Consider the following 22,385-nt stretch of genomic DNA (forward strand, 5'->3'; position numbering starts at 1 on the left):
TCCGTGCGGAGTGCGACGATCGAAGGGGATTGGGATGCCGAGAAGCTCAAGATTTCAATCCACGCACTCCGTGCGGAGTGCGACAATATGTAGCACATAAAAACACAGTTGGCATGCTTATTTCAATCCACGCACTCCGTGCGGAGTGCGACGCTAATGATTATGTAATGGCACATATTAAAGTATCATTTCAATCCACGCACTCCATGCGGAGTGCGACACTCCCACTCTACATGCTCACTATTGGTTGAGCCGTATTTCAATCCACGCACTCCATGCGGAGTGCGACGAAAAATGCTATTGGTAATCAGCTCCGCCAGATCGATTTCAATCCACGCACTCCATGCGGAGTGCGACAGGGAAACTGGATCGAATTAACTTTACTATTAATAATTTCAATCCACGCACTCCATGCGGAGTGCGACTATGATGGTTACTACGATGTAGAGCAATTAGGCATATTTCAATCCACGCACTCCATGCGGAGTGCGACCGGAATAAAGCCGCACTTAAAACTTTTACTATCAATTTCAATCCACGCACTCCATGCGGAGTGCGACAAATTTTTTTCATAAAACCTTATCTGTATATCAATTTCAATCCACGCACTCCATGCGGAGTGCGACAAGTTCTTAGGCGATCTGATTAAAGGCGTGCTGACGATTTCAATCCACGCACTCCATGCGGAGTGCGACTTCTTCAAGGCACCGTTTGAAATTGCGTCGAACAATTTCAATCCAAGCACTCCATGCGGAGTGCGACTAGTAGGACGACAACGGCTTCCGGAGGAGGAGCTTTTATTTCAATCCACGCACTCCATGCGGAGTGCGACTACATGCTGGTACAAAACTCCTTCCTAACTACATTAATTTCAATCCACGCACTCCATGCGGAGTGCGACTACGAGACGCTCTGCGAGGTTGCGAATCCATCGAAATTTCAATCCACGCACTCCATGCGGAGTGCGACACCAGGTTGAGATCAGACCGCTGGAAACCGTATCATTTCAATCCACGCACTCCATGCGGAGTGCGACTCTCAAAAAGCTCAAAATGCTTCTGGGGATCGAGGATTTCAATCCACGCACTCCATGCGGAGTGCGACACTGTAAACAGTCTGCGTAAGGCTATAGCCTTGCGAATTTCAATCCACGCACTCCATGCGGAGTGCGACTTCTGGCGAATAACGTCAATCCGAAAATCGTCCAAATTTCAATCCACGCACTCCATGCGGAGTGCGACGCCGTACATGTTGATCACCTCTATATAAGGATAATTTCAATCCACGCACTCCATGCGGAGTGCGACGGCGACCCTCCTGATGAAATTCCGCTCGGTTTGATTTCAATCCACGCACTCCATGCGGAGTGCGACTGTCCAAGAAATACAGCCGGGAGAACCTGATCAAATTTCAATCCACGCACTCCATGCGGAGTGCGACCGTACACCGCCGACGATGTGGAGGGGTACAGCAAGATTTCAATCCACGCACTCCATGCGGAGTGCGACTTGTCTTTGACGTACTCCAATCGCGGAAAACATTATTTCAATCCACGCACTCCATGCGGAGTGCGACAGCCCGTACTGCGAAGCCTTGAACATCAAGGCTTCGCGGAGCTAAAAGTGCGAACCTATTTTTAGGTTACCACATTTTGGCGTAAATTTACACATGAATCGCTGTGAGCCTTACAGCGACGGGAGGTGCGAACCTCCCAGGGATTTCATGTTTACTTGGGGTTCGCACCCATGAACATAAACGATCTTCAGTCAATTCATCTAAAACCTATGCAGATGTATATCCTGACCAAGCGAAGGAATCAACAAAGGAATCCATTATAAACAAATTCCCTGATTTCAGATGTACTTTCATTTTCTCATATCTGTCAATATAGTCCCACCTCTACTTGTCCGCAGCCAAAAGTAACGTTACGACCGATATGCAGAACCCGTGCTGCATGCAGCCAAGGAGCGAATATCGTTAAGTCCCCCTCAAAGGTCATAGCTCCTAACAATCCGCTTAAATCCATCTTCGTATTCCTTCTATTAGAGTAACGCTTCAGATCATACCAAAACAATCCCGAAGAAGTCTGTTTCACATCCCCAGACAACTCATTGACGGTTGCTGCGGCATCGGGATTCACATATCCGCCGTAACGTTCCGCCAACGCTTCTACCCTGCGAGTGATATTGCGAATAATCGTTGGAAAATCGAGTTCCCGGATCAAGACCCCGCCGCGGCGAATGCGAAGCGGTGTCAAGAAGTGAATCGAACAGCGCATGGCTTCTTCCTGCTGCCAAGCTGTGAGTCTCTCGGGGATCGCCCCATCCATATGCAGCGTACCCAGCCGCCAGATCGGCTCCAGCTGATCAGCCTGAATGATATCCATCATCCGAAATTTCTTCCTCTGGGCACCCAGTTCAAACCAAGCATCCTGTGTCAGTGCGCCAACCACATCCCCGACATACCTCAGCGCATCACCTATCAGCAGAATCCGAAAATCAAGCACATCACCTTGCTGATAGACTCTTCGCGATCTAGGCACTTCCAAGATATAAGGATTCACAATATCTTGCTTGCCTCCCCCATAGCGGCGGTTCTCAAACAGGTAGCGGTACGCCTCAGGGGAGTGTTCAGATAATTTCCACCCGACTACACCATGAAGGGTAGAGCCTAGATAAGGCGGTAATTGCACAGATTCACAACACTGCAGCCGAATCAAGAGCGGAATATACGATAAGTAAAAAGGTTCCGTATGCATTACAACCATCTACTCCAGAGTCACTGTCACAAGGCCATGGGGAAGCACTTTATTCATGTCGATATAAATCGCGCCTTCCATATTATCAGTCTCCCAAGGTGCAGCAAGTAAACGCCCCTTATAACCGCCAAGGATGAGGATATACTTTCGGTCTTCTACGTTCGTTTTATTCAGTAGAATATCCTCGATGTTCTTTTGCATCTGCTGTAATATTTTCTGATCCTCTTCCTTTTTCATCTGTTCAAGTATTTGATCGACCTTCTTAATCAGTAGTTGTAATTTTCTTTGATTCTTATTGTGGGCTTTCTCTAACAAATCGCAAATTTTCTCAAGCGTGAGGTCGCTGAACATTTCGCCCGTATAGGTTTTGCACGCATCAAGCATCTCAACCGCGAGATTCTGAAAAAAGATTTTAATCTCGCCAGATTTCTTGGACTCATCACTTTCGTTGTCCTTGGGCAAATGTTGCACTTTATACAGCCGGTATAAACTTAGGTCATTGTAATTAATTCTAATATCATCGACCTGCAAACGGATCGCATCCTTCTCCGTATTTCCCAGATACAATGCTCCCTTGATCGAAGAGCCCGGGATATAGTACTGTGTCTCCTCCGGCTGATAACGCTCATAAGTTCCATACTGGTAAAATGGATAGATGATTTTTACACGATGCTGATCCTGCTTCTTGTTAACATCGTCATCTATAACATCTTTCTGTTTTAAAGAATTCATAGTTTTAATCTGTTCCTCAGTAAAATCCCCCGCAGCTCGATAGAAACCTTGGTGCCCCCGCGGGGACAAGACCACGGACGAGAGGGTCTGAAGCCGGTATGTATACTTATGAATTCGACCTGTCATCTTCCATCACCTCCAGCTTCATATCTAGCGGCATAAGGTACGCATTGCCAAAGACGATATCCCGGGACTGATTGTAAGGCGATGGAATGGATTGTCCAGCCTTCTGCAATCCTTCCTTGACATACACGATACTGCCAATATCGATGAAGCTGATGAATTTCCTGGAAAATTCTTTCTGATCCCATCCTTCAGGCACATGATAGGGACGGCGTTCAGAAGTATAGAGTTTTAATGACGAACTCTTGAAGTCAATCTTTTGGGGTAAGAGCATTCCCAGATTTAGATAGGCATTGTTCTTTGATTGATCCGTTCGCTCCTGAGGTTCCTGATCGATTTCTTTGATGATGAACGTATTCAATCCTTGCGATGCACGCGGTCCTAGGAAGAAACGCCTGCCTTGCTCCTTCGCCTGTTCCAATGCCTGAATCAGCTTCAAGCATTCAGGATGATCATCAGCTGCTAAGAAGAGGTCGAATTCTTGGATGAGCCTCGCCTCTGTTTTCCTCGCCAGAATTTCCTCGACAGCCAGCTCGGGAACGGAATAAACATTGGAATCCAGTCCGGGCATATCATACCTGAGGCTGTCTATCGCAGCATGGATGTGATACGCTGACCTCAGCTTTGCATAGGGATAGACAAGATCGACCTTGCTGTCCACCGCTAACATTTGCTTAATCTGTTCCCATGGTGCATAGGTTCGATCTTTTATCGCCTTATATATTTGCTTTAGTGTGCGCTGATCGTTTTGATTTTGTCCCTCGGACTTCCGGTTTAGACGATCATACAGGTAAGGCTGAGGCACAGGCAGATAGCCGCGTGGCAGCAGATTAGAGAGTGCAAGATAAACTTCGCCATCTCTAATCTTCGAGACCAGAGCAGATGCTTCTTCGGATGAGTACAGCTCATCATACAGATAGATAAGAGCACCGAATATTCTTTGGGAATCCGGCAGATGTGAGAGCCTCCCTGTCTGCGACATCCTGATCTTATACGTCACAATACCGGTCAATTCGGATCACTCTCCTCCTGGATGACAGCAACTTCCACTCTGCCATAGCCCCGGCTTCCAGAATTGCCAAGACGATAGATTCCCTCATTAAACTGCTGCAAAGCGCTTTCGATGAAGGAACGGATCACATCAGTCCCTACGGGCAAGAGTTCCATCCGATGAAGGAGAATCTCGCCAGTAAATGCAACACCCGGCCGCACCGTTTTGTAGAAACGAGGATTCGCCATTGGACCTTGAGGATCAGGATGGATCTTGTTCTTGGCATCGATGGAGAATAGATGCTCCCAGGAATCACGCTGCACATCTGTTGCGATAACTTTCAGATCATTAAAGATTAATTTCGGCGTATGGTTAAAGCCCTCCATTCCAAACAGGCATTCCGCCGTAGCATGTTCCATTTGATTGTTGTATCGTTCGACCATTCTCGATACCTTCTCAGTATCTCCGTTCAATTGCTCGATCCGTTTCATATGCTCCTGGAGCTGCGCGTCTAAATATTCTCGATAGGCTTGGCCGATCTTGAGCACTTGCCCATCTTTGTGATGTCTTACCAGATCTCTGACGATATTGCGCAAACTTCCTTTCAAAGACGATCCCGGAATATAAGGTTTCCCTTCAAAGTCTGTTACCGTATACATGTCGACGCCGCCGATCTCAAATGTGGTCGGAGGCCCCCCGATAAACAAATTCGACAGCGTCGTCACCTTTAAACGAATGGCTTGCGTGCTCACTTTTGTTTCCCTCCTGACTTATTCGCTTCTGGCTTGGGATAGATGGCTCTAAATTGCCTCGAAAGCTCATGATACCGGTAAAAAATGAACAGCGAATCGATATAATCTTCCGTCCATAGATTCGTCCGCTTTGCGATTTTAAGGAAAGCTTGCTTGTCAAAATAGAGCCCTGGAGGAGCTTTCTTCTGCTTCCTTCTCTCTTCTTCTAGCTGAATAACTTCCTCCTGTGTCTTGCCGTTGTAATCTTCGAGCATGTCGGCAACAACATCTAGATGCTGCTTATCCAATTGCTTGAACCGATAGAACATCGAATTAGTGATAAGCAGGGTTCTATAAATCGGTTTCCGATACCCATTAGGAAGCTCGTAACTTTCAGCCCTTACGAAAATCCCCCTTAATGCAGGAACATCTTCTGATACTTCTTTTAACAGTCGATTCAAAGATCGCTCATAGATAAATTGTGTTGTTAGCCTAAAGAGGTTTCTTTTTACCCTTGATAAATGTTTTGTGAAATCCTCTTTCACTTCTTTCTCATCACTTCTATAGAAGCGGGGATCCGAAAATAAAAGCAATAAACGAACGTATCGGATCAACTGCTTCTTCTGTGTTTCAGCAAAGCATAATATCCAATCCTGTTTCTTCTTATTACCTCTTTGATTGTTTCTACCGATCTTGGTTCTTTTGTTGAATTGATTTCTATTGATGATCAACTGGTTTAATAACATATCGATAACCAATAGTTCGAATTCTCGCAGTTTGGAATTCTCGCCGGTCAAGTGTTTCGGCAACAAATGATAAAGAACCGTATTGCTAAACTTGATAGCATCATTGTAAATAGTTTGATCCTCGACTTTTTTCAGCAAACCATAAAGAAAATGATTAGCTGCAAATCCTTGCTGTATAGCTCCCTTAAGCTTTCTTATATCTCGGGAAAAAGAATCCCACAAAGGAAATTTTTTATCCGCACCTTTAATCTTTCTGCATAAATAGAACACATGGTCATTTATACTGATCTTCATACAATTTGCGCGCACTACTTTCCCGTCTTTTCTTAACACAGGAGCCCTCTTAGCGCTGTCCACTTGATGCTGGACCCTTTCGTGGTAATAACGAATCGGCTCACGGTTGAAGGTAACTTCGATCCCAACGCTCATGCTGAGTTGGGGCAGCCTATAGTCGTATCTCTTCTTAATGCTTATAATCTCATCGTTCAACTTCTGTAATATATCTCCGCATATTTCCACGGCATCTGTTAGTTTAGATATGGGTACAGCGAAGAAGATATCATCGCCCGCCATATACAATGGGTAAAGCTTGAAGTTCGGATCATGTTTCTTGAATTCTTGAGTCTTCTCATGTAAGTAATCCAAACTTATATACTCATTCAAGATGTCACTGACAGCATTGTAGACTTTGTAATTTTGGATATTTCTAAATAATTCGCCCATACCGTCCAAGTCAGCTTTGATAACAGCGATGCGAAAATGATTGGGGTTATCCGCTTCTTCCTCAGAGTACAGGGCATTGATCGTTGGAGCGAAGTACGAATATTGCTTTTCTTGATCATGCTTTTTATGAAAGGTTCCTTCTTGCTGATCGTTAAATTGGAACAACACTTTTTGATTCTGCTCGATAATCTGATTCAAGCAGTCTTGCTGTTTAAGGAGACGCTTGCTTTTATTAATTGCTTGAAGCTTGTCCCCTTCCTCTCGAACATTCATCTCAAAGCATACATATTTCATAAGGAGCTGCCCTGAAGATTGCTTGTAATATCTCTTAAATAGCCGATTCAATCTTTTTATGATCTCCTCACGATCAAGAGTGGTAGTGAAAATGCACAAACCCGAAGATTTCAACAACTCATCTCTAATGTGACCGCTGAATTCTCCTTCGTACTCTTTTATCCCGATATCCTTATATAGCTGTTCAGAGATTAGGTTCGAAGATTGCACAATGTCGCTAAGGGAGCCGCTGTCCAACTGATGCTCCTGAACCTGCGCTTGCAGCATATGATAAAGGAATGCCTGGACTTTATCGATGGATATGGCGACAACATATTTTTTCTTAAAAAGTCCCGCATAATCACGATGAGGGAACGGAATCGGATTGTTGATTAACATGAGCAGTTGATTTAACTGAAAATTAAAAGAAAGCAAAGGAATCGACTCTTGGTTAGCATCGTACACTTCAAAATCTGATAACGAAATTTTGCTAAGCAGCTTTACTTCATTGTCTTCAAGTACATCTTTCGGAGTTTTTACATCATGAAAATTTAACTCTAAGAACCACTCTTTCAACGATTTCTTTCCATTCACTTTAACATCGATATACCCAAGTTCCTCATCACTGTTTTCCGCCTTCCTTTGTCCAGCAAACAGGACAAAATCAAATTTCTCAGCTATTTCGTCTTTCACGTTTGGTGCTAATGTACATAAGATCCGAATAGGGCGAGTGGATTGCTGTGTCCGCGGTGCGTCAACCGATATATTTCTTGCCATTCTGGCTATTGAATTGTTTGCTGTTTTTAATTTTGTGATGGCTTCAATCCAACAGGATATATCATTCTCATCTATACTCTTACTTTTACATTCCACAACGACGGCTACTGCTTCAATCGGGATAAATTTCAAACGCCCATAGCGGAAAATATAGGGAGTATAAGTTTCGTCAATGATTGCTAAATCCACTTCTTTGGAAATATTACCTCTAGAATCAATGATAAAAACGGAATGTTCTATGACGAACTTCTTAGGAATGATCATTTCAAAAAGTTGAGACCATACATCTTCACGAGCAAACCCCGTCATACCCGAATGCACTGCAACTCTCATATAAAGTTGATTTACTATGGAACTTTCTATATATCGATAGTTCTTATATATATCCACAATTACGTCTTTATTTGGTTTACAGTCTTTTGTCTTTTCGGATTGCAGCGCTTTCTCTTTTGAATTTTCAAGTGACATATGTTGCATAATATCTGCCCTCCACTAGCAACACATTCTTACATTAGTTCTTTTGATAGATTCTACGCCAATTTTCCTATATCCTCCTATTAATCAGAGAAACTTCAATAATTTATAAAAAGTTATAGTTCGGAATACAAAAAACTCGCACCCATTTAGGGTGCGATGTAAAAATGCGCAGAAATGCAAAAATAGTATTTATTTTGACCTTAAACAGTACTCCATACGGAGTGCGACAAAAGAGCATCAAAGAACGTGCTGCCTCGGCGAAATTTCAATCCACGCACTCCATACGGAGTGCGACAACTACTGACCAGTCCGAACTTCTTCAATGAGCAGTTATTTCAATCCACGCACTCCATACGGAGTGCGACTTGGACTAAGTATCAAGAATTGAGTTGGGAGGATTTCAATCCACGCACTCCATACGGAGTGCGACATTGACGAGGCTGAACGCTCGAAGCCGGATACAATTTCAATCCACGCACTCCATACGGAGTGCGACGTAGAGGATAAAAAGCCTCTACGGTAACAAATTGAATTTCAATCCACGCACTCCATACGGAGTGCGACGGCGCACTCTAGTCTCCACTTGCGCCCATCTGGAATTTCAATCCACGCACTCCATACGGAGTGCGACGGCGCATGCCTGGGTGGGTTGAGCGTGATGGCAAAGCATTTCAATCCACGCACTCCATACGGAGTGCGACTGTTGCCGAATGGATCCCGCTCGGCGTGTTTTATATATTTCAATCCACGCACTCCATACGGAGTGCGACATAGCTGCTAAAAACGGAATCAGCCCTGCGCGTCTTATTTCAATCCACGCACTCCATACGGAGTGCGACGTGCCATTAACCGAAGTTGGGGCTGCATATCGCTTATTTCAATCCACGCACTCCATACGGAGTGCGACTATGCTGTAATGTGGGGGATCCGTAAAGCTCTAAATTTCAATCCACGCACTCCATACGGAGTGCGACCGTGATTTGGCAGAGGGGCAATACCGAGCAGCCATCATTTCAATCCACGCACTCCATACGGAGTGCGACTATGAAAACCCTTTACCACTATGTGACATATAAGATTTCAATCCACGCACTCCATACGGAGTGCGACTCCTCCCGGTTGGCGGCTCTCTTGACTTCATTGAATTTCAATCCACGCACTCCATACGGAGTGCGACTGATCTTTGAATACCTCAAATACACATACGAACAAATTTCAATCCACGCACTCCATACGGAGTGCGACTCCTCCCGGTTGGCGGCTCTCTTGACTTCATTGAATTTCAATCCACGCACTCCATACGGAGTGCGACCTGGAGCGTGACCGCATTATATCAGGAGTCACGAATTTAATTTCAATCCACGCACTCCATACGGAGTGCGACATTGTGTGTAGGATTTTGCTAAGATAATTGGAGTATTTCAATCCACGCACTCCATACGGAGTGCGACGTCTCGACGAACGCGACGATCTCACCGCTCGAAGTATTTCAATCCACGCACTCCATACGGAGTGCGACTTAGCTGCACGGGACATTGAGGAAGAGCGTATCGATAGGATTTCAATCCACGCACTCCATACGGAGTGCGACATCCCTCCACAAAAACCGGATTCGTAGCACTAGACATTTCAATCCACGCACTCCATACGGAGTGCGACATCCTGAAAAGCCTCAGCCTCCCGTTTCCTGCTCTTATTTCAATCCACGCACTCCATACGGAGTGCGACAATGGTTGGAAAGATGATCTGCATGTCTGGAGTATTTCAATCCACGCACTCCATACGGAGTGCGACCGAGTGATGATTTTTTTATTTTAAAAAAGAGGTATTTCAATCCACGCACTCCATACGGAGTGCGACGTGACAAAACCCTGCGAGTGGAGACGGAACAAAAAATTTCAATCCACGCACTCCATACGGAGTGCGACATCGATGATAACGAGGAAAAAATCAGACGCCGCGTGCTGATTTCAATCCACGCACTCCGTGCGGAGTGCGACGTCAGTGTATTTTCTTTGAAGTTCCGACGCCGGAATTTCAATCCACGCACTCCGTGCGGAGTGCGACTTATTCTAGCAGTCATAATAAGTGCAATCATCTACATTTCAATCCACGCACTCCGTGCGGAGTGCGACAGCCGGGGCTGAGAGCCCTCGTTCCTCAAGGTCTCCCGGACCCGAAAGTGCGAACCTGTTTTTAGTGTACTATATTTTCCTGTATTTTGGTACACCAAACGCCGACTTCCTTAGAGCGGCGCGGGGTGCGAACCTCCCAGGGAATTCATGTTCACTTGGGGTTCGCACCAGAATAAAGAGAGGGATTCATGATAGATTACAGAATTGCGATCATACCCTCTCATCTTTTATCTAGAAACTTATAGGAACCACTCTGATCGACGGCTCAACCCTGTTGAATATCTGCATCATCCCTAAATCCTATTACTTAGGAAGCATTGCGCGCCAAGCGGAAACCTTGATCGGGACCTAGGCCGCTGGCTTCGAATCTGCCGCGAATCGATATCTCGGTGTTCACCACATCGCCGATCCAGCCGCCGCCCCGCACGATGCGATAGTAACCGCTCTCTATAATATCATCTTCATACCAGTCCCAGACCCATTCCCGGACATTCCCGGACATGTCATACAGCCCTAGTTCATTAGGTTCCTTGGAACCGACAGGCTTCGTGCTGCTGTTGTTGCTCTCGATCACCGGCCAATTCCAATCCCCCGTCAAATATTCATCACCGGCGTTCCTCCAGTGCCAGGCGACTTCATCGGCATCATGGCTTCCGCTGTAGATATAGCTCTTGCTGTACTTGCCCCCGCTGGCGGCATACTCCCACTCGATGTCGGTAGGCAAGCGGTAGCCGTTGGCCTCCGGATTGATCGTCACCGTCCACTTCACCGGATCATATTCACTCTTATTATGCGGATCGACCGTTTCCTTATCGATATTGTAATACGGTTCCAGACCTTCACGGATACTCCGCAGATTGCAATACTCCACAGCCTCGTACCAGCTGACCATCTCCACAGGACGGTCATCCCCCTTGAACAAGGAAGGATTCGTCCCCATCACTTCATACCATTCCTTCTGGGTCACTTCATATTTGCCTATATAAAAATCTTTCACTTCGATCTCTTCCCCATAGTAGTTCGACTTCGTGCTGACGAATGTCCCGCCTTCCACCAAGACAAAACGTTCCTCCGTATCCTTATCCCGCGTCTTCGTCTCCGCTTGCGAACAGGCGCTGACGATCATCAATACCGCTATGAAGAACAGCAGGCGAATTCTCATCGGATCGATCTCCTTTACTTGGTCATGTGTACGTCGTTGACCAGCCATATGCCCTTCGCTTCCGGCAGTGCGAGTAAGGCCGCCGGCCTGCTTCGGACCGGCAGCCTGCGTCACCGTCTTACCATACCGTTACATTGGAACGGCCGCTGCTTTGATACCCTTCAGTTGCCAGAACTTGATACGAATAGCTTGTACCAAGGTGCATGCCCGCATTGTACCAAGCATTGACATGATTTCTAAATGTGATCGAAACATTGTTGCCCGTCGGGCGCTTCGACTGACGAACACTCCAATATTGCGGGAAGGTCGCTGTACCATCAATCGAAGGTGCATTGTATCTCATCGTATGATAGATATCATATGTTCCCCCATCGCTGTACACCGTACCTCTCCATTCTCCTGTAGGACGATAGGTTCCCCAGTTGTCTACAACGTAATATTCAATCAGATGATGTCTTGTCCAACCGTACAACGTCAGATACGCATTGCCACTAGGCTCCCAGATGCCGGCATTGTAATTGATAACACGATCCGGAGAGCCTGTCGCCCAGCCTTTACCGATCACGAAATTCCCCGTGTTGTACCATTCTACGCTGTAGTTTCCGCCGGGGCCGTTGTTGGCGTAGATCGTTCCGCCTCCATCGGTCCAATATTGCCAGTGCGTATTCGCACTAACGGATGCCCCAAACAGGCACAAACCCAGCACAGCGACCATCACCGCCGACCAGACGGTCCTTCTCTTCACTTTGTTCATCGTTAAACCTCCCAATGATCATAGAATTCTCATTTCACAATCTTCATCTCTCTATCATTGCCCGTCTCCGAACCAACGATTCTAGCAGCCTATTTCATAGAACAATCATAGGCATGCACCTCCCCTTAGGTAAATTTTAGATTGTAAGCGTTTTAATTTCACTTAAGATATTAAACATATACCCCCAAAAATTAAACATTCACGATTCGTCATAATTCTTCGTTGACATGCGCTAAGAATCGTCAAATATCGACTTGCAGGCCCGCGATCCTGCAACTATCACTTGTAAAAAAACAACACCACACCGATCAGCGAAGCTTGCTTCCTATCAATCTGTGTTGGATTCTTGCCCATCAGGATGATCAGCGGGATAATAGGAAGAGTAGATCAACAGATAGGCAGGAGTGGATTCCCCATGGAATGGCCGACATCAATCTGGTTCTGGATCAGCGCATATGCCGTAGTGATCAATATCCTGGCTTACACCGCCATGGCCGCAGACAAATCATCCGCTAAGAAAGGAAAAAGACGCATTCCAGAGAAGAGACTGTTTACCATCGCTCTCCTTGGAGGCGCCTTAGGCATGTTCATCGGAATGCAGCGGCTGCGTCATAAGACGAAGCATCTTTCCTTCCGCTTGCTACTTCCGCTCTTCATCCTCGGTCATATGGTTCTGTTGGGGCTGCTTATTTATCCAATCCTGTAGACATCCTACACCCGCAGCGAACCGTGGAATCCCCTGGCTGCATAATAGGACTCCGCTCCGTTATGATACAGGAAGACCGTGTCATAGCGGCGGTCACAGAACAGGGCTCCGCCAAGCTTCCTAATCCGCTCCGGGGTCTTCACCCAGCTCGACGTCTTCAGATCAAAAGCCCCCAGCGTCTGCAGCTTGCGGTAGTCTTCCTCCGTCAGCATCTCGATGCCCATGTTCTCCGCCATCTCCATCGCGCTGATCGCCGGTTTGTTCTTCTTGCGTGATTCCCATGCCGCCTGGTCGTAGCACACGCTCCTGCGTCCCGTCGGGCTCTCCGGTGAACAGTCGAAGAAGATATACTCACCGGTTTGTTCATCCACTCCTACGACATCCGGTTCGCCGGTCCTCTCCATCTCATAGAGAGACCACAGCTTCTCCGCATGGGATTCCAGCCTTGCCTGCACATCATCCCATGTTACTCCTTCGTGGCGTTCCATGTGCTTGTGGAACCGCTCCTTCAATGCGGCCAGCAGTTCCTCGCGCTGCTCCGGGAGCAATTCTCGTTTGACTTCATTCATGCTTTTTTACCTCCTCTTCAAGATAAGCGCTGACGGGGGAAGCTCTCGGCTATGCAGCTTTGCAGTTCTTATCTCTATTTATTTATCGAGATACGCTTCATAGCGTTCTTGAGCCAGTTGCCAGGACTCCTCGTCATAGACCACCAGGCTGATCGCCATCTCATTCGTCTTAAGAAAATCTTCGATCACCGAAACCGCGATCTCCATCGCCTGATCTTTAGGATATCCATAGGCTCCGGTGGATATCAATGGAAAGGCGATGCTGCGAAGGTTGTATTCTTTGGCCAGCGCCAGCGAATTCCTGTAGCAGTCCGCCAGCAGCTTCGCTTCATCACAGCTGCCGCCCCTCCAAACAGGCCCCACGGTATGAATCACGTGTTTCGCCGGCAGGTTGTAGCCGCCTGTGATCTTCGCTTGTCCAACCTCACAGCCGCCGAGCGTGCGGCATTCTTCCAGAAGCTGCGGTCCGGCCGCGCGATGAATGGCTCCGTCCACTCCCCCGCCGCCCAGGAGGGTAGAGTTCGCCGCATTGACGATCGCGTCGGCTTGAATCTGGGTGATATCTGCACGAATGATCTTCAAAGGCATCGCTTGAACATCCTTTCTATTTTTTATGATTCATCCAGGCTGCTGATCAGGTAAGGACGCACGATCTCCTCACTGACTTCCCACAGCTTGCGCGCCAGTTCATCGTCGCTGGCACGCTTCGAGATCTTCGCCGGTTGGAGGCGGTAGTAATATTGACCGGTGACCTCGCTGACCTCATCGCTGGTCGCCAGATAGATGAGCGTCTCCGCTGCCTTCTCTGGTGTCTGAAAAAAAGGCCGCAGCAAACGCATTACCGTCTTGCCAAATCCCGTGTCCCGATCGATCCCGATATTCGAGGCTACTGCTCCCGGATGCATGCTGTTGACCGTTACCCCTGTTCCCTCAAGGCGGCGTGCCAACTCCCGGGTGAACAGGATATTGCACAGTTTCGAACGACCGTAGGCTGCGAAAGCGGAGTAACCCCGCTTCATATCCAGCTGATCAAAATCCATCTTCCCGATCTTATGCGCCCCCGATGAGACGACGATGATCCGTGCTCCCGGAGTGCGCGTGATCGTCGGCAGGAGGTTGCGGGTGAGCAGATAATGGCCGATGTGATTCACGCCAAACTGAAGCTCAAACCCATCCTTCGTCTCGCGCCGGTCCAAGGTGATCACGCCGGCACAGTTGACGAGCAGATCCAGCCGGTCATACTTGCTGATGTAAGCTTCGCAGAAGCGAGCCACACTGGCCATATCCCCGAGATCGGCGAGCAACAGTTCTGCGGAACCGCCGCTCTTCGAGAGGATCTCCTGCAGTGCCTCTCTGCCCCGCTGTTCGCTGCGGCACAGCATGACGACATGATAGCCTCTTCTCGCCAGCTCCGTCGCCGATGCCTTCCCTAGTCCTGAATTCGCTCCTGTAACAAGCGCGATTTTCTTCATCATCCTCACCCTTGTCCAGTCGATGCGTGCTTTGATTTGGTTTGCGTTCTGCTCTATTACTTTCATAATCTATTGTGCAAGATAACCCCGACCCTCGGCAAGTTTATCCAGTTGGGATGAAGTAAAATGAGCGGTTGGAATCAAAAAACCCATGACCAGGCATTTCTGATCATGGGGGTGCAGTTCTCTTGCCATGCGGTTCCGTGAGTCAACAGTAACTGTCGATTCAGTGAGCAACATCTGAGACACCGCTGCAACACTGCTTCGACACTGCTGCGACCGCTCGTGAGACGACAATCATTGTCGACTCAGCTTGCCAGATGCGGAATCCACGCTTGAGACAACAATTCCTGTCGACTCAGCCTGTCAGAGGCAGTATCCATGCTTGAGACAACAATTTTTGCTGACTCAGTCCGTGCAACGGCGGAATGGGTACATGAGACATCAAAATGTATCGTTTCAGATGCCCGTTCGATCACACCCCGCCGGCTTCCTTTAACTTCTCCCATCGCTCCCGTGTGAGCACCATATTATATGAGTCGATCAGTTTGCCGTCATCTTCCAGTGCCCCTTCTTCCACACTCTCCAAGACAAAACCAGTCTTCTCATAGACGCGCTGTGCCCTCGGATTAAAGGCAAAGACGCTCAAGGTCAATTGTTTCAGATCGGTATTCTGGAACATGTAGTCTCGAATCAGCAAGGTCGCTTCGGTTCCCAGCCCGCGATTCCTTCCCCTTGGTCCGATGAGGATCCTGTAGTTCATACTATGTTTAACGGGATCGTGCTCATTGACTACCACTTCTCCTACGACTACATCGGCGCTGCGATCAACAATGGCAAGGTCCAACCGGTCTGCCTGCTCATTGCGCGTGCTGTACCAGCGAACGATAACCTCGCTGTCATATACCTCATCGCTTCCCGTTAGCCTGATCACCTCAGGGTCCCTGAGACACTGTTCCATATATGGGATATCCCCGGGCTCAAACGGCCGAAGAATAACGCGATCCCCGATTATGGTGGGTTTATGCAACAGATCTGTCATCTATCGAACACCTCTTCTTCGCTCCAGAGCTGACGACCACTTCTATTCCCCGTCCATCGCCATCTCTTGCGAAATATTTTCCCAGAATATTTCCTACATTATAATAGATTGGCATCTATTTGCATCCATCCGCCTTTCGGTATAATAAAAAAAGGAGCCGTCTTGGCTCCTATGCTTACTGAATATATTATGAGAGTCTGGTTAAGATTCCGTTGTTAAACCGGTATCGGACCCCGTTGATCGTGAACACTTCAGCCGGATTGATCCCTAGGTGTTCCAATAACTTCGCCGTACTGACGGAATAGGGGGAGGATTCTCGCGAGCGGTATTCCTCCATGGTCATCTTATTCGCTGACAGATCCAGCAGATCCATCAGGCGGCTGATGAGGCGGTTCGCTTCACGATGCTCCTCTTCTGTATAGGATCTATGATGCATCGCGGCTGCATATTGATAAGGAGTAACGCTTGTACCAGGAGCGGATGCTTGAATCATCGGACTGATATTCGTTTCGATCAGGCCATTGCTGTGCAGCCTAAAACGCAGCGGCTTGCCGTTGATGGATCCAAATGAGTACACTTCACTAGGTTTGATGTTCACCTGATTCTGACTGTTCGCGGCTGGAACGGCATATGCTTGGAAGATCGGCGACAGTTCCACTTGATCGGCACGATGCCCAGTTCGAAGATCCCGGCGATCGTAATGATCCGTCGCAATCCCAAAAGAAACTTGATTCGCAGTTATGTCGCTGACAGAAGAAATTCTCATCCTTTATTCCTCCAACCTAGTTGTAGTTACCATTTTTATTTATTTACTCTAGCATCAGACTTTCTTGCAACAATCGAATGAGTGATAGCAGATTCCTCTATGGTTTCAAAATCACCATTCGAATTTATAGTTGTTAATCCGAAAGTTCCTGTAACCGGATCATTCCAATAGAGCCTTAACACCGGTTTGATCCAACCCCTACCACCTACTAAATTATTTGAAACCCAATACTGAGTTGTCCAAATTTGTTTTGCTGGTTCTCCCCTAAAATTAGTTATGTAAATACCCGATGTAATATAATAACCGTTGCCTTGGCTATTAAACAACGCTACATGTGTGTTGTTATAGTTCATCCCACATCCAAGATAAGTAGTACAGATGTCATATGCCACGCTTATGAGATCTATTGTCGCTCCATCAGGAATATTGGAATCATTCTTCAGATCCCAAATGCCTTCGCGAGACCAAACATTCGTTCCATACACCCATACAGTCTGAGGTGAAGAATTGCCCGCATTATAGAAAGTAGATGCATAAGTAGTGCTCGTAAAAACAAGGATTAAAGTAGAGGCTAAAAATAAAACCTTATTTCTCATATTAAACCACCTCTACTAAACTTTGTTTATATCAACTTTACTCCATTATGATATTGTTGTCAATCATTTCTTTTAATGTATATTTGTTGAAAATATTTAAAAATACCCCTCTCGTCAATGCATCAAGGGCTTAGGAAAACCAACCAAGGTAGGCTGTAAGCAGGAGGGAAAAAACAACCCGTCGACGAATATTCTAAAATATACAACGTTCGACCTACTTACAGCACCAAACTTATATCATCGACATAACAACACGTCCTAGCATAATATGGTTATGATGGAGGGATGACCGATGTTCAGCATCATCTTATCCTTAGTGATCGCTGCAGGACTCATATCCGGCTTCGTGCTGTTCCGAAGAAATACCATCCCTGCACCATCTGCTCCCGTACACCGCACGGGTCCTCCAAAAGAAACCATCTCCATCATCATCCCAGCCAGAAACGAAGAACACAACCTGCCATTACTCCTTAAATCACTGCAACAACAAACCCGCAAACCCGATGAGATCATCGTCGTAGATGATCATTCTGTGGACCGCACGCGGCAGATCGCCGAAAGCTACGGTGTCAAAGTGTTCACCTCCCCCGAACTGCCCAGGGGATGGACGGGCAAGAACTGGGCGCTGTGGAACGGATATCAGCAATCGACCGGTGATCTTCTCATCTTCCTCGATGCTGATGTACGGCTGGCAGAGACAGCCATTGAATCGCTCGCTGCGGAACGGGGCAAACAGGGCGGCGTGATCTCCGCATTTCCATATCACATGACTGAGAAGTTTTATGAACGATTCGCGATGATCCTGAATATGCTCGGGGTATTCGTCTTCACCTCGCCCTTCGAGCGAAAGAACCGTGAGAAAGGGCTCTTCGGTGCCTGTATCGTGACGACAAGAGAGGACTATGAGAAGATCGGCGGTCACAAGAGCATCCATGCAGAGATGCTTGAGGATCTCAATCTAGGGGCAAGCTTTCAACGCGCCGGCATCAAGGTCACCAACTATATCGGCTTCGGCTTGGTATCGTTCCGCATGTATCCCGACGGCATCCGCAGTGTGCTGCAAGGGTTCGGCAAGGCGGCGATCCTGAGCATCGCGAAGTTCCAGCCGCTGACCTTGTTCTTCGTGATCCTGTGGCTGATCGGACTGATCATCTCGCAATGCTGGATCTTCACCATCGGTCATGGACCTTGGCTGCCGCTGTTGATCGGTTATATTTTATATGCTATAGAAATATACATCATCAATCATTCCATCGGTCGTTTCGGATGGATTCATCCCGCACTCCATGTGCTGTCGACCATCTTCTTCTTGATCGTGCTCGTCTACTCTCTGTATCACTCTCTTGTTCGTAAACAAGTCATCTGGAAAGGCAGATATATCGATGTAGGGGGGAAAGCATCATGACGATCATGATAACGCTGGTCTGCTTCTTGATCGGGTCCTTGATGTTCTCATATTGGATCGGCCGTATGCTCAAAGTGGATATCCGCTCCATCGGCGACGGCAACCCGGGAGCGGCGAACCTGTGGAGTGCGGCGGGTTATCGCTTCGGCTTGTTGGGCGTCCTGTTCGACTTCATGAAGGGGTACTTGCCCATCTCCATCGTCGTGAATTCCGGACTGGCAAGCGGTGATCAGCTGATCCCCGTCGTTCTGGCGCCGATTGCTGGACACGCCTTCACGCCCTTCTTGAAATTTAACGGCGGCAAGAGCCTGGCCGTTACCTTCGGCGTATGGAGCGCACTCACAGAATTCCGTGCATCCCTGGCTTATGCGCTGATCCTCGCCGTGCTTCTGCTGCTGACGATCGCGATGAAGAACGGCGCGATGCCGACCAGCGATGAGAACGGGCTGATGACGACGGCAGGATTCGTGCTGATGGGCATCTACCTGTACTATGCCGGATACCCTTCCTATGTCATCTGGATCTGGCTCGGCAACTTCCTGCTCTTATTCTGGAAGAACCGCGTCGGCATTGCGCAGCTGATCCGAGCAAAGCTCAAGGACAGGGAAGAAGAGTATACGCATTCTGCTTAGTGGATGGCATGCTGAGTCGACAATGTTTGTCGTCCCACGCAATTTTGCTGCTGTTGTCCATGCTGAGACGATAGGATTTGTTGTCTGGCACGTCGATCCCGTATCTGCATGAGCTGCATCAACAAACTTTGTCGTCTCACGATCCAATCTCGCTTCCGTACGGCTGAATCAACATATTTTATCGTCTCTCACATGCGTCCCCGCCCCTTCCCATGTTGAATCGACAAAGATTGCCGTCTCATGCACCAATCCGATTCCGTGTACCTTTCCCACCATCGTACATGACAAGTCGGCAGTTATTGCCGGCCTCATACGGCACTTATTTCCGGCACTTATTGCCTTCTCACGCATCACGCATCGAGCTCTCGAGCAGCCTTCCTCTTCCATGTGAAGGGCAGATAGAGCAGCAAGAACAACACCACGGCCACGACTTCCAAGGAGAGGATGTACCAGGGATGCGGGCCGAGCAGATCCAGCAGCGACGGGGTGTCGGGTTTGCGGGAGACGAACATATAGTTGCCGCCGGTAATCGTATTGATCACATAGACCACACCAGCAAGTACGTTTAGAAAACCCATCGTGATCGCAATGGACTTCAGCGTCGGGCGGTATCCTTCCACCCAGACCATGTAGAGTACCGCCAACATGATCGCAATATGCGCCGCAAAAAATTCAATAAACCGATAATGAGGAAAATCATAATACAGCACCGGAGTGAGCAAGGCCTGCAAGGCGCCGCCGATCCCTGTGAAATAGACGATTTGAAAAATCGCCCGACTTCTCCAGATCAGCATCACCACACACATATACAAGGAGATCGTACACAGCTCCAATGGCAAAGTATCTTTGACATTATAGATGCCTTCGGTGACATACCATAAATTCAAAGAGAGCTCGCATAGGATGAGCACGACGGCCAAGGCCGCTCGAGTCAACCTCCACCTGCGATTCGATTGCGAGATCCACCGCCGCCCGGCATATAAAGTTAGAAGCAGTGCAGCCATGATCCCCAAAGCAGCCAAATGCGACGCGGAATATGCGGTGAACGTATGCGAACTATACGCATCCAGCCAATCTCTCATCTAAGGCCCTCCCCATCTCCCTCGATCTTTTTGCCAACAACGTTATTTTCTTCACCAACAACCAAAAACCTCTCTTCAAGAGATGCTGTCTGGCTGCCATAGGTTCCCAGTTGATGCATCTTGTCCACACCAGTGGAACGCGCATTGCCATTCATCTTTATTTGACTTGATAGGTTACACGTACTATGATTATAGAAGTGAATATTTGTGCGTGCTGACTTTTAGCTTGACTCTCATTGTACTTATATGTACCAATCTCCGCCTTATACTCGAACTGTCTCTTCACCCTTCGCCATGAAGCGGTGTCTTTCTTTTTTTACAGCCAATATTCCATAACACCTTATACTCCATGACTTCTTCAAAATCCAATCATTCGAAATTCATTCTATAAAAACAAATTCAATAGAAATCGAGGTAGGCATCCATGACTAAACCGAGATTATGGACGAAAGACTTCATCTTCTTGATGGGCACGAATTTCTTTATCTCTTTGACATTCTATACGCTGATGACCACGATGGCAGCTTACGCCATTCAGCAGTTCCAAGCATCGGAAAGCAGTGCCGGCCTTGCTTCCAGCATCTTCGTATTGGCGGCAGTATTCTCTCGCTTGTTTACTGGAAAATATCTGGAGTTGATCGGCCGCAGGAAGCTGTTATTCATCAGCCTAGGCTTGTTCCTCACAGCATCCTTACTCTATCTGCCGATCAATAATCTCTACTTACTCCTGATCGTTCGCTTCATCCACGGGATCGCCTTCGGTTCTTCTTCGACAGCGATGATGACTTCGGTGATGAATCTGATCCCGGACAGCCGAAGAGGGGAAGGAACGGGATATTTCTCGCTGAGTTCTACAGTTGCCACTGCTATTGGACCATTCGTGGGCCTGTTCATTGCACAGCACGCGGATTATTCGGTGATCTTCTTCGTATGTACGGCCTTTGCCATCCTGGCGATCGTGATGACGCTGTTTGCCAAGATTCCGGAGATTGAGCTGTCTGAAGAACAGCGGAAGAAGATGAGACGAGGAATCCATCCTCGGGATTTCTTCGAGATCAAGGCTCTGCCGATCTCCATCCTCATGATCTTGATGGGGATTGCTTATGCAAGTATCGTGTCCTTCATGAATACCTATGCGGCGGAGATTCACTTGACGGAAGCAGCCAGCTACTACTTCATCGTCTATTCGATCGTATTGTTCGCTTCACGCCCGCTCACGGGTAAGCTGTTAGATCTCAAAGGCGATAACGTCGTCATCTATCCCGCTCTCGTCATGTTCGCAGCGAGCTTGCTCCTGCTCAGCATGTCCAGCAATGCGTTCATCTTCTTGCTGTCCGGTGCACTGGCGGCCTTGGGCTTCGGTACGATCATGTCCGCCAGCCAGGCGATCGCGATCAAGCTGACACCGAAGCATCGCTACGGGCTTGCAACATCGACGTTCTTCATCTGCTTGGACGGCGGTGTCGGAATCGGTCCCTTCTTGCTCGGCTTCCTGGTGCCGAAGATCGGCTACGATGGTATGTATCTGACGCTGGCGGTCATCGTAGGTTTGTCGATCTTCCTATATTATGTACTTCACGGCAGAACCGCATCCGCGCCGCAGATAGCACTGCAGAAAGATCAACAACCGGCATGGCAGACGAAGTATTAATCTTGGAGAGACACAAGGACCTTGCAGCGCATGCATCATGGCATCGTGCAAGGTCCTTTTTTTGTTGCTGCTCGGCGAAAAA

The 22,385-nt window shown here is 47.8% G+C and carries 19 protein-coding genes and 2 CRISPR repeat arrays; of the genes, 4 read left to right on the forward strand and 15 right to left on the reverse strand.

Translation table 11 applies throughout. From position 1 onward, the window contains the following. Positions 1-51 precede the first annotated feature (51 nt). A CRISPR array of direct repeats spans positions 52-1,575; the repeat unit is 33 nt; unit sequence ATTTCAATCCACGCACTCCATGCGGAGTGCGAC. Between the two features lie 307 nt (positions 1,576-1,882). From cas6 to xynA, 7 genes are all read right to left on the reverse strand, one after another. Further along, on the reverse strand, positions 1,883-2,767 hold the full coding sequence (gene cas6, locus PRECH8_RS12345) for a CRISPR system precrRNA processing endoribonuclease RAMP protein Cas6 (RefSeq protein WP_200967415.1): 885 nt from the start codon (positions 2,765-2,767) through the stop codon (positions 1,883-1,885). Beyond that, positions 2,768-3,616, reverse strand: a complete 849-nt coding sequence (locus tag PRECH8_RS12350) for a hypothetical protein (protein WP_200967416.1) — start codon at positions 3,614-3,616, stop codon at positions 2,768-2,770. After that, entirely contained in the window at positions 3,597-4,625 is a 1,029-nt protein-coding gene (locus PRECH8_RS12355; protein ID WP_200967417.1) for a hypothetical protein, read from the reverse strand. Before PRECH8_RS12355 ends, PRECH8_RS12350 begins: the two co-directional genes overlap by 20 nt. Then, positions 4,622-5,356 (reverse strand): RAMP superfamily CRISPR-associated protein, encoded by a 735-nt coding sequence (locus PRECH8_RS12360; RefSeq protein ID WP_200967418.1) that lies wholly within the window; start codon positions 5,354-5,356, stop codon positions 4,622-4,624. The genes PRECH8_RS12355 and PRECH8_RS12360 overlap by 4 nt, the downstream gene beginning before the upstream one ends. Next, positions 5,353-8,331 (reverse strand): DUF6602 domain-containing protein, encoded by a 2,979-nt coding sequence (locus tag PRECH8_RS12365; protein WP_200967419.1) that lies wholly within the window; start codon positions 8,329-8,331, stop codon positions 5,353-5,355. Before PRECH8_RS12365 ends, PRECH8_RS12360 begins: the two co-directional genes overlap by 4 nt. A 262-nt stretch (positions 8,332-8,593) precedes the next feature. Further along, a CRISPR array of direct repeats spans positions 8,594-10,466; the repeat unit is 33 nt; unit sequence ATTTCAATCCACGCACTCCATACGGAGTGCGAC. Positions 10,467-10,773: 307 nt separating this feature from the next. After that, positions 10,774-11,628 (reverse strand): formylglycine-generating enzyme family protein, encoded by an 855-nt coding sequence (locus PRECH8_RS12370; RefSeq protein ID WP_200967432.1) that lies wholly within the window; start codon positions 11,626-11,628, stop codon positions 10,774-10,776. Between the two features lie 118 nt (positions 11,629-11,746). Next, on the reverse strand, positions 11,747-12,382 hold the full coding sequence (xynA, locus tag PRECH8_RS12375; RefSeq protein WP_200967420.1) for an endo-1,4-beta-xylanase XynA: 636 nt from the start codon (positions 12,380-12,382) through the stop codon (positions 11,747-11,749). A gap of 415 nt (positions 12,383-12,797) precedes the next feature. On the opposite strand from xynA, the gene PRECH8_RS12380 reads away from it, so the two are divergent. Further along, entirely contained in the window at positions 12,798-13,088 is a 291-nt protein-coding gene (locus PRECH8_RS12380; RefSeq protein ID WP_200967421.1) for a DUF1294 domain-containing protein, read from the forward strand. Positions 13,089-13,093: 5 nt separating this feature from the next. On the opposite strand, the gene PRECH8_RS12385 is transcribed toward PRECH8_RS12380, so the two are convergent. The 6 genes from PRECH8_RS12385 to PRECH8_RS12410 form a co-directional block, all read right to left on the reverse strand. Further along, on the reverse strand, positions 13,094-13,657 hold the full coding sequence (locus PRECH8_RS12385) for a DUF4256 domain-containing protein (protein WP_200967422.1): 564 nt from the start codon (positions 13,655-13,657) through the stop codon (positions 13,094-13,096). A 78-nt stretch (positions 13,658-13,735) separates the two neighbouring features. Beyond that, positions 13,736-14,245, reverse strand: coding sequence for an O-acetyl-ADP-ribose deacetylase (locus PRECH8_RS12390; protein WP_200967423.1), 510 nt, complete (start codon positions 14,243-14,245; stop codon positions 13,736-13,738). 23 nt (positions 14,246-14,268) lie between these two features. After that, complete coding sequence (locus tag PRECH8_RS12395) at positions 14,269-15,129, reverse strand: SDR family oxidoreductase (RefSeq protein ID WP_308808492.1); 861 nt, start codon at positions 15,127-15,129, stop codon at positions 14,269-14,271. Between the two features lie 475 nt (positions 15,130-15,604). Beyond that, entirely contained in the window at positions 15,605-16,171 is a 567-nt protein-coding gene (locus PRECH8_RS12400; RefSeq protein ID WP_200967424.1) for a GNAT family N-acetyltransferase, read from the reverse strand. Positions 16,172-16,358: 187 nt separating this feature from the next. Next, positions 16,359-16,937, reverse strand: a complete 579-nt coding sequence (locus PRECH8_RS12405; RefSeq protein WP_200967425.1) for a hypothetical protein — start codon at positions 16,935-16,937, stop codon at positions 16,359-16,361. A gap of 35 nt (positions 16,938-16,972) precedes the next feature. Continuing rightward, positions 16,973-17,533, reverse strand: a complete 561-nt coding sequence (locus tag PRECH8_RS12410; RefSeq protein ID WP_200967426.1) for a hypothetical protein — start codon at positions 17,531-17,533, stop codon at positions 16,973-16,975. A gap of 292 nt (positions 17,534-17,825) precedes the next feature. On the opposite strand from PRECH8_RS12410, the gene PRECH8_RS12415 reads away from it, so the two are divergent. Continuing rightward, a complete protein-coding gene (locus PRECH8_RS12415; protein WP_200967427.1) occupies positions 17,826-18,938 on the forward strand; it encodes a glycosyltransferase family 2 protein in 1,113 nt (370 codons plus the stop codon). Then, positions 18,935-19,570 (forward strand): glycerol-3-phosphate acyltransferase, encoded by a 636-nt coding sequence (locus PRECH8_RS12420; protein ID WP_200967428.1) that lies wholly within the window; start codon positions 18,935-18,937, stop codon positions 19,568-19,570. The genes PRECH8_RS12415 and PRECH8_RS12420 overlap by 4 nt, the downstream gene beginning before the upstream one ends. A gap of 350 nt (positions 19,571-19,920) precedes the next feature. Here the strand turns inward: PRECH8_RS12420 and PRECH8_RS12425 are convergent, their stop codons facing one another. Together PRECH8_RS12425 and PRECH8_RS12430 are read right to left on the reverse strand one after the other, a co-directional pair. Further along, entirely contained in the window at positions 19,921-20,652 is a 732-nt protein-coding gene (locus PRECH8_RS12425; protein WP_200967429.1) for a YwaF family protein, read from the reverse strand. After that, a complete protein-coding gene (locus PRECH8_RS12430; RefSeq protein ID WP_200967430.1) occupies positions 20,649-20,807 on the reverse strand; it encodes a hypothetical protein in 159 nt (52 codons plus the stop codon). The genes PRECH8_RS12425 and PRECH8_RS12430 overlap by 4 nt, the downstream gene beginning before the upstream one ends. 269 nt (positions 20,808-21,076) lie before the next feature. On the opposite strand from PRECH8_RS12430, the gene PRECH8_RS12435 reads away from it, so the two are divergent. After that, a complete protein-coding gene (locus PRECH8_RS12435; protein ID WP_200967431.1) occupies positions 21,077-22,303 on the forward strand; it encodes an MFS transporter in 1,227 nt (408 codons plus the stop codon). Positions 22,304-22,385: the final 82 nt, after the last annotated feature.

Source organism: Insulibacter thermoxylanivorax, from assembly GCF_015472005.1.
GTDB lineage: Bacteria > Bacillota > Bacilli > Paenibacillales > DA-C8 > Insulibacter > Insulibacter thermoxylanivorax.

Coding starts and splice junctions, on each gene's coding strand:
- cas6 (WP_200967415.1), bottom strand. CDS start 2,767: ATGGTTGTAATGCATACGGAACCTTTTTACTTATCGTATATTCCGCTC.
- PRECH8_RS12350 (WP_200967416.1), bottom strand. CDS start 3,616: ATGACAGGTCGAATTCATAAGTATACATACCGGCTTCAGACCCTCTCG.
- PRECH8_RS12365 (WP_200967419.1), bottom strand. CDS start 8,331: ATGCAACATATGTCACTTGAAAATTCAAAAGAGAAAGCGCTGCAATCC.
- PRECH8_RS12370 (WP_200967432.1), bottom strand. CDS start 11,628: ATGAGAATTCGCCTGCTGTTCTTCATAGCGGTATTGATGATCGTCAGC.
- xynA (WP_200967420.1), bottom strand. CDS start 12,382: ATGAACAAAGTGAAGAGAAGGACCGTCTGGTCGGCGGTGATGGTCGCT.
- PRECH8_RS12380 (WP_200967421.1), top strand. CDS start 12,798: ATGGAATGGCCGACATCAATCTGGTTCTGGATCAGCGCATATGCCGTA.
- PRECH8_RS12385 (WP_200967422.1), bottom strand. CDS start 13,657: ATGAATGAAGTCAAACGAGAATTGCTCCCGGAGCAGCGCGAGGAACTG.
- PRECH8_RS12390 (WP_200967423.1), bottom strand. CDS start 14,245: ATGCCTTTGAAGATCATTCGTGCAGATATCACCCAGATTCAAGCCGAC.
- PRECH8_RS12395 (WP_308808492.1), bottom strand. CDS start 15,129: ATGAAGAAAATCGCGCTTGTTACAGGAGCGAATTCAGGACTAGGGAAG.
- PRECH8_RS12400 (WP_200967424.1), bottom strand. CDS start 16,171: ATGACAGATCTGTTGCATAAACCCACCATAATCGGGGATCGCGTTATT.
- PRECH8_RS12405 (WP_200967425.1), bottom strand. CDS start 16,937: ATGAGAATTTCTTCTGTCAGCGACATAACTGCGAATCAAGTTTCTTTT.
- PRECH8_RS12410 (WP_200967426.1), bottom strand. CDS start 17,533: ATGAGAAATAAGGTTTTATTTTTAGCCTCTACTTTAATCCTTGTTTTT.
- PRECH8_RS12415 (WP_200967427.1), top strand. CDS start 17,826: ATGTTCAGCATCATCTTATCCTTAGTGATCGCTGCAGGACTCATATCC.
- PRECH8_RS12420 (WP_200967428.1), top strand. CDS start 18,935: ATGACGATCATGATAACGCTGGTCTGCTTCTTGATCGGGTCCTTGATG.
- PRECH8_RS12425 (WP_200967429.1), bottom strand. CDS start 20,652: ATGAGAGATTGGCTGGATGCGTATAGTTCGCATACGTTCACCGCATAT.
- PRECH8_RS12430 (WP_200967430.1), bottom strand. CDS start 20,807: ATGAATGGCAATGCGCGTTCCACTGGTGTGGACAAGATGCATCAACTG.
- PRECH8_RS12435 (WP_200967431.1), top strand. CDS start 21,077: ATGACTAAACCGAGATTATGGACGAAAGACTTCATCTTCTTGATGGGC.